Origin of the sequence: Mesorhizobium sp., from assembly GCF_004962925.1 — a bacterium.
In the GTDB taxonomy this organism is placed as follows: domain Bacteria; phylum Pseudomonadota; class Alphaproteobacteria; order Rhizobiales; family Rhizobiaceae; genus Mesorhizobium.
In genome coordinates this window covers 17,452-30,105 of sequence record NZ_SUEO01000055.1, presented here as the reverse complement: position 1 = coordinate 30,105, position 12,654 = coordinate 17,452, and the positions used below count along the sequence as shown (strand labels likewise).

Sequence of the window (12,654 nt, the reverse complement as noted above, 5' to 3'; positions counted from 1 at the left end):
GACCAAGCGAGGCTTTGCGCTTAAGCCGCGCCGCGCGCCCGAGATCGTCGTGTTGGCGCCGCCCGTCGAAGAACAGCATGCGGGGATGCTCGCCTTCCTTGCCGACGGCGAGTCGTGGTCGAGCTCGGCGCTGGCGATTGCGCTCGGAGCCAGCTCGCGCACCGTTCAGCGATCGCTCGAGCAGCTTGCGGCAGCAGGCAAGGTGCAGTCGTTCGGTCGGGGGCGAGCGCGCCGTTGGATGACCCCACCGGTGCCGGGATTCCCGACAATCTTGTTACTCCCCGGCTCACTGTCGGGTTATTAGGATAGAAGCATGAAACGATCTGCAGCCGAAATCCTCCGCGAATATGGCCCCTTTCCTGGTGCCGACCAGGTGGCTGGTGTTACGTTCGACGGTCAGCACGTCTGGTTTGCGTCGGGAGACAGACTGAACGCCTTCGATCCCGCGAGCGGTGAGACGGTGCGCTCGATCGATGTCGCCGCCCACGCGGGAACAGCCTTCGACGGTCAGCACCTGTTCCAGATCGCCGAAGATCGCATCCAGAAGATCGATCCGAAGACCGGCCAAGTGCTGGCCACGATCCCGGCCCCTGGTGGCGGCGGCGACTCCGGGCTCGCCTGGGCCGAAGGGACACTTTGGGTGGGGCAGAATCGCGGTCGCAAAATCCATCAGATCGATCCCCAGACAGGGGCAATTCTTCGCACAATCGATTCCAACCGTATCGTCACCGGGGTCACCTGGGTCGACGGCGAACTCTGGCACGGCACCTGGGAAGGTGACGAAAGCGACGTCAGGCGGATAGATCCTGAAACGGGAAAGGTTCTGGAGAAGCTTGAGATGCCGCCTGGAACAGGCGTATCGGGGCTCGAGTCCGATGGCGGCGATCAGTTCTTCTGCGGCGGTGGAAACAGCGGCAAGGTGAGAGCCGTCCGCCGGCCGAGGCGAGGCTCCACGAGCAAGTAACCGAATGACCGAAGCGGCCCTCTCGGGCTTGCCTCCGCTCGACGAACCGGTCCCGCAGAGCAAGCGGCCATCGACGTGGCGGGACCGCTGAAGCCCTGCGCAAGCCGATCGCCTGTCGGTGCGCCCCGCTCTTTCATGGCGATAGCAGGGATAAACGCCGTTCCGCTGCTGCTCCTCCGAGCGTGAATCCAAACAGTATACATTATAGACTTAAAATATCTTGCCAGGTGATCCAGCCTATGCTCCACTTGGGCCGGGAACATGGCTGACGGGTCGAATTCAGCCGACATGTGGCTGCATTTCAAACGGGACGACCGCGAGAACACAGCCCGAACCATATACGAAATCTTCGCATGGGAAGGCGTGGATGGCGGAACCGATAGAGTTCAAACGGGTTGGCGAGGGCAATCTGCGTGCCCAGGTCTATCAGCAGGTCCGCCTGACGATACAGCGCGGCGAACTGGCGCCTGGCCAGAAGCTCGTCGATGTCGATATTGCCGCCCAGCTTGGCATCTCCAGAATGCCTGTCCGCGATGCGTTGATGCAATTGGTGCATGAAGGCTATCTCGTCGGCACGACGCGCGGCTTCACACTGCCCACGCTTACCGCGACGGATGTCGCTGACATTTTCGAGGTCCGCCGCCTGCTCGAACCACGGGCGGCCGCGCACGCCGCACGGACACTTGACGCCGCTGGCCTCAAGACGCTGGCAGCCGCGCTTCAGGAGGCAGAAGCAGCCGCCGCCGCCGGCGATGCCGCCCTCTTTTTCCAGGCCAATTCGGCATTCAGGAATTGTTGGCTCGGCGCCGTCGAGAACGACCGCCTTTCCCAAACGATTGCCCGCTTCGCCGACCACGTGCTCGTCGTCCGGTTAAAGACGCTGTCGCACCAGCCGACGCAGGCCGTCATCGTGGCCGGCATGCGCGCAATCTACGAGGCGTTCGTCAAGCGCGACGCCGTCGCGGCCTACGACCGCATGACCCACTTCATCCAGAACGCCGAGGAGCGTTTCATGAAGCTGAGCCCACCGTTGCAACAGTTCAACGATGAAGCTGCGATCATCCCACGGCAGGGAAAATCATGATCAGAAAGCAGCATCCGCTGAAAGGGCCGAACAGGTTCAAGCTCGGCGTCTTTTCGATGAACGCCGATGGCGGCCTCGCAATGACCACCGTTCCCGAGCGCTGGCGCGCCCGCTGGGAAGACAACCTCAACTCTGCCTGCATCGCCGATCGCGCCGGCCTGGAGTTTCTACTGCCGATCGCCCGCTGGCGCGGCTTCGGCGGTTTGACGCATGTGCGGGAGTGGTCGTTCGAGACTTTCACTTGGGCAGCGGGTCTCGCCGTTGCCACGCAGAACATCGGTCTGTTCATGACGGTGCATGTACCGCTGGTTCATCCGCTGCAGGCTGCAAAAGCCCTGGCCACGGTCGACCATATTTCCAACGGGCGTGCCGGCTTGAACATTGTCTGCGGCTGGAACCCGGACGAGTTCGCCATGTTCGGCCAGACGGTCGGCGATCGGACCTACGATCAGGCCGAAGAGTGGATCAACATCATCGAGCGTGCCTACCAATCCAGGGAGCCGTTCGACTTCGGCGGCGAGTTCTATGATCTGAAGGGGGTCGTCAGCCGCCCGCCAAGCCTGCAGGCGCCGCGCCCGGTGACCATGAATGCCGCCTTCGGCGCACCGGGCCGCAACTATGCGGCGCGCCACTGCGACTACCTGTTCTCGACTTTTTCCGAAATTGCCGATGGCCGCGCCCATGTCGTCGACATCACCAACCGAGCAGCTGAGGTCGGACGCGAAGTCGGCGTCTACACGGTCTGCCACGTCGTCTGCCGGGAGACCCAGCAGGAAGCCGAGGACTATTACCGGCACTACGCGCTTGAATGCGCGGACGAGGGCGCCGTCGACGAACATATGCGCAAGAAGAAGGAATTCGCGAACTCGCATGACGCGAAGGCCTTCACCGAATATCGGCAAAGGTTCGCCGGCGGTGCTGGAACGTTTCCGCTCATCGGCACGCCGGAAAAGATCGTCGACGATCTCACTGAGATCATGGACCAGGGTTATTCCGGCGCCGCCCTCACATTCGTCAACTACACCTACGAATTGCCCTTCTTCTGTGACCGCGTGCTGCCGCTGATGCGCCAGGCCGGGCTTCGCGTAAATTGATGCCGGCGGCCGCCATTCCGACGCCATGGGTGCATGGGCACGACGCCATCAATCCGCGCGCCTTCAAGCAGGCGATGCGGGCTGTGGCGGGCTCGGTCGCCATCCTCGCGGCGGAGCATGACGAGATCGGCTTTTGCGGCATCACGGCGACGGCCGTCTGCTCATTCAGTGCCGAGCCGCCTTCGCTGCTGGCCTGCGTCAACTGCAGCAGCACCTTTGCTTCGGCCATTCGCGAAGGCTTGCCGTTTTCCGTCAACCTTCCTGCCGGCGACCAGGAGAATGTCGCGCGTGCCTTTGGCGGCATGACCAAAGCCAAGGGCGTCGCGCGGTTCTCGTCCGGATCATGGGTGCGCGGCGAAACCGGCGCGCCCTTGCTTGTCGGCGCGCGGGCAATGTTCGAATGCCGGGTGGCCGAAATTATTGTGCGGGCGTCGCATATGATTGTCATCGGCGTCGTCTCGGCGGTCGCGCTGGATCGCGCTGACCGATCGCCGGTGTTCTACGCGCATGGACGGTTCCTGACAGTAGGAGATGATGCCTGACTGCCGTTCACGTGGCGGCGCAGCGATTGCAATTTCAGTCGGCCCGATCGTGGGCCCAACATAAGCGAAGTGATCTATCAGAGGGAGTACGGCAATGCGCATTTGGAAGTCCCTTGTTCTGGCTGCACTCATGTCGGGTGTAGCGGGTATCGCAACGGCCGAAGAGGTCGTCCTCAACGCTGTGCATTTTACGCCGACGCAGAACGGCTACGCACAGAGTTTCCTGAAGTTCGTTCAGAAGGTGAACGAAAAGGGCAAAGGCGTGGTTCAGATCAATGTGCGTGGCGGGCCGGAGGTCATTCCGCCGATTCAGCAGGGTGCGGCGCTCAAGAGCGGCCTGATCGACGTGATCGATACGCCGGCAGGTCAGTTCCTGGAGCTCGTTCCCGAAGGCGAGGTTTTCTCTGCATCGACGAAGACGCCCTGGGAGGTTCGCGAGAATGGCGGCTGGGATTTCATCAGCAGAATTTTCGAGAAGAAGGCCAATGTTCATCTGCTGGCGCATGTCGATGCGGGGTCAGGCTTCAACGTCTTCACCATCGACGAACCTAAGCTCAATGACGAAGGCAGCATCGACTGGAGCAGTCTGAAGATCCGCTCGTCGCCGCTCTATCGTGATTTCCTCGAATCCTTGGGCGCAACCGTCATCGTGCAAGCGCCGGGGGACGTCTACACCTCGCTCGAGCGCGGCGTCGTCAATGCCAACGCCTACACCGTGTTTGGCTATTCGTCCTTCGGCTGGGACAAATTCACCAAATACCGCGTCGATCCGCAATTCTTCAAAACCGATGTGCTGGTCTCGATCAACAAGGCCAAATGGGACGCGCTGTCGCCCGAGGCACAGAAGCTGCTTGCCGATACGGCCGTCGAATACGAGCGCGCGAGTTACGATGCCAATCTTGCCGAGTCCGAAAAGCAGGCGCAGGCGATGATCGACGGCGGGCAGAAGGTGGTCAGCTTGACTGGCACTGGCCGCGACAAATTCCTGTCGGCTGCCACGCAGGCGAGCTGGGCAAGAATGACCAAACGCGATCCCAGCAACATCGAGCAGTTGAAGAAATTCTTTCAGTAGCCCGAGCGGAGGGCGCCCTCGTGCGCCCCTGTCAAAGCTGGCATGAGGGTCGTCAGGAATGGACAGTTTGTTTGCAGCGATTGGGAAGCTGAGCCTTGCGCTGGCCGCGGCGGCAAAGGTGGTGCTTGGTCTCATCATTGTCGCGGTGGTCGCTGATGTTTGCGTCCGCAATCTGGGCCTAAGACCGCTTGCCTGGGCGGTGTCTGCGACGGAATATGGTCTGCTCTACGCGGCATTTCTGCCGATGCCTTGGCTGGTCCACAGCAAGGGCCATGTCTTCGTCGAGTTCCTGCGCAAGGCGCTGCCTGTGCGGGCTCGGGCGGTGCTTGAAAAGCTGGTCTATCTCGCCTGCATTGGCGTCAGCCTCTACCTTGGCAGCGTCGCACTCTCTTCCCTGATAAGCGCCGTGTCGGGCGGCGAGTATGAGACGCGCAGTTTCGACATGCCGAAATGGCTGGTCTTTCTGCCCATCACGCTCGCCTTCTACCTCTCGGCGCTGGAATGGCTCAGATACCTGCTCGGCCATGACACGCTGTACACGCTCGATCCTCTGGAAATGGAAGGGCTCTGACCGATGGCCTGGCTGTTTCCATTCGCCGTGCTCGTTGGCGCCATCCTTGTGTTGATGGGCCTTGGGCTGCCGGTCGCCTTCGCGTTTTTCGTCACCAATGTGATCGGGCTGTACCTGTTCTTCGGCGGTTCGATCGGCGTGACGCAGATGGTCGCCAACTTCTCTGACGCCGTCTCGACCTATGCGCTTGCGCCGCTGCCGATGTTCCTCGTCATGGGCAGCCTGTTCTTCCGCTCCGGTCTCGGCGAGAAAGTCATCTACGCGCTCGACCTGTGCATCGGCAATCTGCGGGGACGTCTTGCCTATGTCGTGCTCGCCGCCGGCACGATCTTTTCTGCGCTGTCAGGGTCGAGCCTCGCCAACACCGGCATGATGGGCTCGCTGATGGTGCCCGAGATGCTGAAGCGGGGCTACAAGCCACACATGGCCTACGGACCGGTGCTTGGCGCCGGAAGCCTTGCCGTCATCATCCCGCCTTCCTCGCTGGCTGTCTTGCTTGGCTCGCTTGCCCAGATCGACGTTGGCGCGCTGCTCATAGCAGGGGCTCTGCCTGGACTGCTTCTCGTCGTCATGTACGCGACGCTGATCTTCGCACAGACGAAGATCGATCCGGACGCCGCTCCGCACTATCCGGTGCCCGCCGTTCGTGCGGCCGAGAAGGTGAGGGCGGTCGCCGTCAACATCATTCCGATGAGCGTCATCGTGTTCATGGTGGTCGGCACGATCATCCTTGGAATAGCGACGCCGACGGAGTCGGCAGGGCTCGGATGTGCCGCCGTCTTCGCGCTGTTGTTTGTCTACAGAAGGTTCAGCTGGTCGGTTGTCTGGAAGTCACTGGACGATGCGATGAAGGTCACGGGCATGACCTTCCTGATCATCTCGGCTTCGACAACGTTCTCGCAGATATTCGCCTTCTCCGGCGCGTCAAACGGCTTTATCCAGTTCATCGTGGGCTACGATCTTGGACCGTATCCCATGCTGCTCATGATGGTGCTCGTCATCCTGCTGCTCGGCATGTTCATGGATCAGGTCTCGATGATGCTGATCACGCTGCCGATCTTCCTGCCGATCGCCCAGCAATTCGGGTACGATCCCGTGTGGTTCGGGCTGATCCTGCTGCTCGCCTACGAGGTCGGCTTCACCACGCCGCCCTTTGGTCTGCTGCTGTTCATCATGATCGGCGTTGCACCGAAAGGCACGTCGCTCAAAACGGTTGCCATGTCCGCGGCGCCCTACATCGCACTGACGCTTCTGCTGATCCTGCTGATTGTCCTCTTTCCGCAGATCGCCCTCTTCCTTCCGAATTTGATCTAGCCGAACCCAGCAGGTGTCCACATGCGCTTTGCCTATCTCGCTTTCTTCCATGACGACCTCCCGGCAAGCCTGGCCATCGCCCGTGAAGACGTCGACGCTGTGCGGCGCCTGATCGCGACAACGCCAGGTCTTGCGCTTGCAAACATCTACCTGCCCGAAGTGGCGACGGACATGTTCAACAAGGATGGCCCACCGCCGGTCTTTGGCCTCCAGCTCTATTTCGACGAGCTAGCGGACATGGAGGCAGCGCTCGCGCCGTCTGGTCATCTGCAGGCGCTTACCGCACCGGGCGTGTTGTCGAGCATCGCCGGTTCGAGGCCGACGCAGCAGGCAATGTGCGTGCGTCCGTTCCCCGTCGATGACGCTGGCGTCAAGACGTCTGGGCTGCCCTGCAGCTATCTTGTCCACTACCCCGGGCCGGCCGAAGACATGAATAGCTGGCTCTACCACTATGTGACGCATCATCCGCAATTGATGCGGGGCTTCCCCGGCATTCGCCACATCGAGGTTCTGTCGCGGCTGGATTGGTGCGGCTCGCTGCCCTGGCCGCGGGTCGACCATATGCAGCGCAACCGGGTCATGTTCGACAGTCCTGCAGCGCTGACGCACGCATTGCAATCGCCGGCACGGCTGGAGATGCGCGCCGACTACAAGACCTTCCCACCCTTTTCAGGCGGCAGCCTGCACTTTCCGATGTCGACGGAAGCCGTGCATTCCTTGCCACGGGCCACCGCTTCGTAGCGCGAAGAGTTTTTGCCGACGCCCAAAAATCTTTGGAGATTTCATGTACGACTTTCGAAAAAAATGCGTCTCTCTCGATCGCCTCATCGGCACTTTCTGCGCCATCCCGCATCCGGTGGCAGTCGAAGTGGCGGCCGCAAGCGGGATCGATTTCCTGTGCATCGACTGGGAGCATTCGCAGATTGGCCGCGAACGGCTTGAGGATCTGGTCCGCGCCGCCGATGTCCACAAGGTTCCCGCGATGGTGCGTGTGCCCGGCCACACGCCGGAGTGGATTGCGGCCGCGCTCGACGCCGGTGCGTCAGGCGTCCTGGTGCCGCGCGTCTCGACGGCCGAGCAAGCGCGCATGGCGGTCATGGCCTGCCGTTACCCGCCTGTCGGCGCACGCGGCGTTGGTCCAGGCCGAGCCGCCGGCTATGGGTACAGGATTCCGGACTACCTCAAGTCGGCCAACGATGTCCTGACGGTCGCGATCCAGGTCGAGACGGCCGAAGGTCTCGCCAACATCGACGACATTGTCCAGGTCGACGGCGTCGACGTGATCTTCATTGGTCCCGGCGATCTGTCGGTCTCGATCGACGCCATGGGGCCGGCCGGCCAGGACAAACTCAATGCCGCGATTATCAGGATCGCGGCCGCGGCGCGCGCGGCCCGCAAGGCCGTCGGCATCTTTCGTCCGTCGGCGGATGATGTCGGCAAATGGTCGAAGCACGGCATCAGTTTCTACATGCTGGCCAGCGACACGATGTTTCTCGGCGCCGGCCTTGCCGCCGGTGCCGCCTCCGCGCGCAGCGCCTGATAGCATGAGTTTGGCATGAAGATAATCAAGACCGACGGCGTGTTGTCAGTCGAGGAAGAGCAGCTGCGCTACCTCGACGGCTTGAACGCCGAGTTTATCGAAAAGACGCTCCTTACCGAAGATGCCCTGATCGAACAGTGCCGTGACGCCGACGCATTGATGATATTGCGGGAGCCGATCACGGCTCGCGTGCTGGCGGAACTGAAGAACCTCAAGGTCATCGGACGGTTCGGCGTAGGCCTAGACTCGATCGACATCGAGGCCGCCAGCCGTGCCGGTGTTCAGGTAACCTATGTGCCGGACGCCAATCTGGTGGAGGTCAGCACCCATGCCATGGCCCTGATCCTGGCCCTGACGCGCAGGCTGAAACAGTTCGACAGCGCAGTCCGCGCCGGCCGCTGGGCCGCAATGACCGACGGCGCCGGCATCACGCGGCCGGACAGGCAGATTCTCGGCCTGATCGGCTTCGGCCAGATCGGACGCCTGACTGCCGAGCGGGCGCGGGTCTTCGGCTATCATGTCATCGCGTACGACCCGCATATGCCGGCGGAGCGCATCACGGTCGGTGGTGCTGAACCGGTCGGCTTCGATGAGCTGCTTGCCAGGGCCGACATCGTCTCACTGCATATTCCTGCTACCCCGGAGACCAGAAACATCATGTCGGCTGAAGCCCTGTCACGCATGAAGGAAGGGGCGATGCTCATCAACGTATCCCGTGGCGGGCTGGTCGACGAAGTCGCGTTGGCGGATTTGATCCGGCGCGGCCATTTGGCAGGCGCCGGCATCGATACATTCGAGCAGGAGCCGCCTTCGCCCGACAATCCGCTGCTGGCGCTGGACAGCGTCCTGGTCAGTCCACACGCGGCGCACTACTCGACCCAGTCTTACGCCGAGGTTCGCAATAAGGTGTTTGCCGATGTCGCATCGGTCCTGCGCGGCGGGAAGCCGGTCTATCCGGTCAACCGGGTGTGACCAATTCTCGAAGTCGGCGCCGCCGCGGCGCAAAGCTGAAGCGACTTGCAACCGTGGGTAGTTTTAACTTGACATGTGACGGCAGTTATGCTAGGAATTTATACATAGTGCTGATTTGCGCCAACGACCCGCCGACGAGGCGGGTTTTTTGTTTCAGGTTTCGGCGTCGTCCCTTGCAGCGCTTTTTGTCAACCTGAGTTCGAAGCGCTGTCCGGCTTGTTGCGGCGCTCGACGATGTAGATGTGGTCGGCCGCCAGGACCACGTCGCCATGCTGGTTGATCACCTCGCAACGCTCGATGACCCGGCCCGACTCCGGCCGCTTCGGGTCGTCTTCCTTGGCCGAGATGGTGGTGCGGGTCTTGATCGTATCGCCGATGAACACCGGCTTGATGAAGCGCAACCTATCGTAGCCATAGGAGAAGGCGACCGGGTTGATGACGCTTGCCGTCAGCCCGACGCCGACCGAGAAGACCAGCGTGCCATGGGCGATGCGCTGGCCGAACGGCGTCGTCTTCATGAACTCGGCGTCCATGTGGTGGGGAAAAAAATCGCCGGTATGGCCGGCATGAACGACGAAGTCGGTCTCGGTGATGGTGCGCCCATTGGTCATGCGCGACGAGCCGATCTGATAGTCCTCGAAATAGATCGTCTGCTCCATGTCAGGGCCTCGCCGCGATCGGTGTTGCCGGCGCTGCGCTCGATCGGTAGGCGGCTTCGACCAGCGCCATGGTGTTCCAGCCGTCCTCGACGGAACTGATAAGCTCGGTGTCCTCGCCTGATGCGTAGCGCTGGACATTGGCCATGCGGCCGACAAAGGCGTCCGGAAACCATTCGCCGACGAGCGGCACCGTAATCCAGTCGGAGCCGCCCTTGGGATAGATTTCAAGGATGTCAGGCTCGCCGCGCGGATAGTCGAGGTTGAGCCCCAGCTTGAGGTAGGCGGCGCCCTCGGTGCCACAAATGCGGAACTCACAGGCCTGATGCCTGCGACCGAATTTATGATCGTGGTTGATCGACAGCGCACAGCGCACGGTATCGCCATAGTCGAGAATCGCGCTGGTGCGCGTTTGCGCAACCTTGTGATTGGGATGGCCGAGCGTCTTGGCGTGAATGCCCCGGGGATCGCCGAGCAATTGCCGGATCAGATCGAGATAATGGATCGAATGCATGGCAATCTCGACGCGCGGCGCCTTCAGCAGAAATTCCCAAAGTTGCCAAGGCGTCGCCAGCGCCAGCCACGCGTCGAAATCAACCACTTCGCCCAGCCAGCCCTTGGCGATCGCATCCTTCAGCGCCAGCATCATCGGCGCAAAGCGGAGCTGGAAATTCACTGCGGCCTTCAGGTTTCTTGAGCGGCAGATTTCGAGGATCTCGGTCGCCTCGCTAAGATCGCTGCCCATCGGCTTCTGGATCAGCGCTACGGCGCCGTCAGGCAACGCCCTGAGCACGCCGGCATGATGAGCCGGCGGCGTCGCCAGATCGAAGACGACGTCCTTGATCGCCGCGGCTTCCTCGGCCGACCGGTAAGCGGTGACGCCCCATTTTGCCGCTATTTTTTCTGCCTTGGCGTGGTCGGGATCGAAAACTCCGGCGACCTGGAAGCCGGCTTTCCCGTAGGCTGGGAAATGCGCATCGTCGACAATCGAGCCGGCGCCGAAAATAACGATCGGCCTCGGCTTCGATGGCTTCGCCCAGGACTGGGAGAGCGACGTAGGATCGAAAACCCCATCAGTCATGATGGAAGACTTCGTCCATCGATGCCCACCACTCGCCCTCCTTGCGGGTCGGCAGCGGCTCCTGGCAAGGCATGCAGAGCGCCCACCATTCCTGCGTCTTGGGATCGGCGGCCATCTTCGCCATGTCGGCGGCATAGTCGGTGCCGTGATATTCGAAATAACTGAACAGCAGGTGCTCCGGCTCCTTGAGATAGATCGAATAATTCCTGATGTTGCAGGCGGAAATCATGGCCAGTACCTCAGGCCAGACGGCAGCGTGAAGCCGCACATACTCGGCGACCTTTTCCGGCTTGAGGCCGAGCACCATTCCCATCCGCTGCATGTCCGGCTCCCTATTTTGTTATCGCCGTGGTGAATTCCGCGATGCTCTTTGCCTTGACGGCGTCCCAATCCCAGTCGATGCCGATCCCGGGCTCGTCCGGCGCCAGTGCGTGTCCGTCCTCGATGCGCATCTTGTTGCCGGTCAGGTCGTCAAGCTGGGGAATATACTCGACATATCGGCCGTTCTGAATGGCGCAGGTCAGGCTGACATGCAGTTCCATCAGGAAATGCGGGCAGACCGGGATGTCGAAGGCCTCGGCCGCATGCGCGACCTTCAGCCACGGCGTGATGCCGCCGATGCGGCCGACATCGACCTGCACGATCGAGCAGCCGCCTTTTTGCATATATTCGCGGAAATGCCGGATCGAATAGAGCGACTCGCCGATGGCGATCGGCGTCGACGTCGCATTTGACAGCCGCACATGGCCGTCTATGTCATCGGCCGGCAACGGTTCCTCGATCCAGGCGAGGTCGAGGTCGCGCAGCCGCTCCGCCCGGCGGATCGCCTCGTCTACCGAAAAGCCCTGGTTGCAGTCGGTCATGATTTCGTAGGATGAGCCGACTGCCTGGCGCACCGCTGTCAGGCGGGCGAGATCCTCGGAGCCGTGCGGCTTGCCGATCTTGACCTTTGAGCCGCGAAAACCCTTGGCCTTGGCGGCCAGCGCGTCCTCGACCAGCGCCTCGGTCTCGATGTGCAGCCAGCCGCCTTCGGTCGTGTAGAGCGGGCAGCGGTCCTTGGCGCCGCCGGCGAGTTTCCACAGCGGCAGGCCCTTTTTCTTCGCCCGCAGATCCCACAGCGCCGTATCGATGGCCGCGAGCGCTATTGCCGTGATCGCGCCGATCGTCGTCGCGTGGGTGGCGAATTCGAGCTCGTGCCAGATCGCCTCGATCATGTCGGCGTCGCGGCCGATCAGCCGCGGCGCAAGGTGATCGGCCAGGAGCCGCATCACCGAGGAGCCGCCGGTGCCGATCGTGTAGCTGTAGCCGGTGCCGACCGCGCCGTCGGCGTCGGTGATGGTGACGATCGGCGTTTCCTGGCTGACAAAACTCTGAATGGCGTCGGTGCGCTTAACCTTCGGCACCAGGTCGACCATCCGCAGTTCGACTTTTTCGATTTTTGCCATGACGTTAACCTCGCAATGTCTTGCCGGTATCGGCAGAAAACAGATGGGCCTGCGACAGGTCCAGGCTCATTTTCACCCGGTCGCCGGCCTTGAGTGGTTTCGGATTGAGCATTCGCGACACCCAGTCGCTGCCGTTGAATTCGGCGAACACCAGCGTCTCGTTGCCAAGCGGTTCGGTGACGGTCACCGGCAATTCCAGCTGATGCACATCGACATCTTCACCGGAGCTGATGCCATGTCCTGTTGGATAGATATCGTCTGGCCTGAGGCCGAACACCACCTTGTCGCCGATTCCGACATTGGCCTTGAACTGGCTGGG

Annotated in this window: 15 protein-coding genes and 1 pseudogene; 11 read left to right on the top strand and 5 right to left on the bottom strand. The window is 61.8% G+C overall.

Annotated elements, in window-relative coordinates; all coding sequences use genetic code 11:
* The 11 genes and pseudogenes from E5W87_RS13780 to E5W87_RS13730 all read left to right on the top strand — a co-directional run.
* Nucleotides 1-304 (top strand): annotated as a pseudogene (locus E5W87_RS13780) (helix-turn-helix domain-containing protein); the annotation flags it as partial.
* A 9-nt stretch (nt 305-313) separates the two neighbouring features.
* On the top strand, nt 314-964 hold the full coding sequence (locus E5W87_RS13775; RefSeq protein ID WP_292398021.1) for a PQQ-binding-like beta-propeller repeat protein: 651 nt from the start codon (nt 314-316) through the stop codon (nt 962-964).
* Between the two features lie 367 nt (nt 965-1,331).
* Nucleotides 1,332-2,048 (top strand): GntR family transcriptional regulator, encoded by a 717-nt coding sequence (locus E5W87_RS13770; RefSeq protein WP_292398019.1) that lies wholly within the window; start codon nt 1,332-1,334, stop codon nt 2,046-2,048.
* Nucleotides 2,048-3,142 carry an LLM class flavin-dependent oxidoreductase gene (locus E5W87_RS13765; RefSeq protein WP_292398025.1) on the top strand — a complete coding sequence of 365 codons (1,095 nt, stop codon included), beginning with the start codon at nt 2,048-2,050 and terminating at the stop codon, nt 3,140-3,142. The genes E5W87_RS13770 and E5W87_RS13765 overlap by 1 nt, the downstream gene beginning before the upstream one ends.
* Complete coding sequence (locus tag E5W87_RS13760; RefSeq protein ID WP_292398017.1) at nt 3,142-3,684, top strand: flavin reductase family protein; 543 nt, start codon at nt 3,142-3,144, stop codon at nt 3,682-3,684. Before E5W87_RS13765 ends, E5W87_RS13760 begins: the two co-directional genes overlap by 1 nt.
* Nucleotides 3,685-3,778: 94 nt before the next feature.
* On the top strand, nt 3,779-4,756 hold the full coding sequence (gene dctP, locus E5W87_RS13755) for a TRAP transporter substrate-binding protein DctP (protein ID WP_292398015.1): 978 nt from the start codon (nt 3,779-3,781) through the stop codon (nt 4,754-4,756).
* Nucleotides 4,757-4,814: 58 nt separating this feature from the next.
* The gene (locus E5W87_RS13750; RefSeq protein WP_292398013.1) at nt 4,815-5,327 is read left to right on the top strand and encodes a TRAP transporter small permease; all 513 of its coding nucleotides are present in this window, start codon (nt 4,815-4,817) and stop codon (nt 5,325-5,327) included.
* A 3-nt stretch (nt 5,328-5,330) separates the two neighbouring features.
* Nucleotides 5,331-6,641, top strand: coding sequence for a TRAP transporter large permease subunit (locus tag E5W87_RS13745; protein ID WP_292398011.1), 1,311 nt, complete (start codon nt 5,331-5,333; stop codon nt 6,639-6,641).
* A gap of 21 nt (nt 6,642-6,662) precedes the next feature.
* Nucleotides 6,663-7,382, top strand: a complete 720-nt coding sequence (locus E5W87_RS13740) for a hypothetical protein (RefSeq protein ID WP_292398009.1) — start codon at nt 6,663-6,665, stop codon at nt 7,380-7,382.
* A gap of 43 nt (nt 7,383-7,425) precedes the next feature.
* On the top strand, nt 7,426-8,181 hold the full coding sequence (locus E5W87_RS13735) for an aldolase/citrate lyase family protein (RefSeq protein WP_292398007.1): 756 nt from the start codon (nt 7,426-7,428) through the stop codon (nt 8,179-8,181).
* Between the two features lie 15 nt (nt 8,182-8,196).
* Nucleotides 8,197-9,153, top strand: coding sequence for a C-terminal binding protein (locus E5W87_RS13730; RefSeq protein WP_292398005.1), 957 nt, complete (start codon nt 8,197-8,199; stop codon nt 9,151-9,153).
* A gap of 188 nt (nt 9,154-9,341) precedes the next feature.
* On the opposite strand, the gene E5W87_RS13725 is transcribed toward E5W87_RS13730, so the two are convergent.
* The 5 genes from E5W87_RS13725 to E5W87_RS13705 form a co-directional block, all read right to left on the bottom strand.
* Nucleotides 9,342-9,812 (bottom strand): MaoC/PaaZ C-terminal domain-containing protein, encoded by a 471-nt coding sequence (locus E5W87_RS13725; RefSeq protein ID WP_292398003.1) that lies wholly within the window; start codon nt 9,810-9,812, stop codon nt 9,342-9,344.
* Between the two features lies 1 nt (nt 9,813).
* The gene (locus tag E5W87_RS13720; RefSeq protein WP_292398001.1) at nt 9,814-10,890 is read right to left on the bottom strand and encodes a Gfo/Idh/MocA family oxidoreductase; all 1,077 of its coding nucleotides are present in this window, start codon (nt 10,888-10,890) and stop codon (nt 9,814-9,816) included.
* Nucleotides 10,883-11,212: an L-rhamnose mutarotase gene (locus E5W87_RS13715; RefSeq protein ID WP_292397998.1), complete on the bottom strand. Its 330-nt coding sequence runs from the start codon at nt 11,210-11,212 to the stop codon at nt 10,883-10,885. The genes E5W87_RS13720 and E5W87_RS13715 overlap by 8 nt, the downstream gene beginning before the upstream one ends.
* A 10-nt stretch (nt 11,213-11,222) precedes the next feature.
* Nucleotides 11,223-12,335, bottom strand: a complete 1,113-nt coding sequence (locus E5W87_RS13710) for a mandelate racemase/muconate lactonizing enzyme family protein (RefSeq protein WP_292397996.1) — start codon at nt 12,333-12,335, stop codon at nt 11,223-11,225.
* A 4-nt stretch (nt 12,336-12,339) separates the two neighbouring features.
* Nucleotides 12,340-12,654: TOBE domain-containing protein (locus tag E5W87_RS13705; protein WP_292397994.1), on the bottom strand; the 315-nt coding region annotated here is incomplete at its 5' end.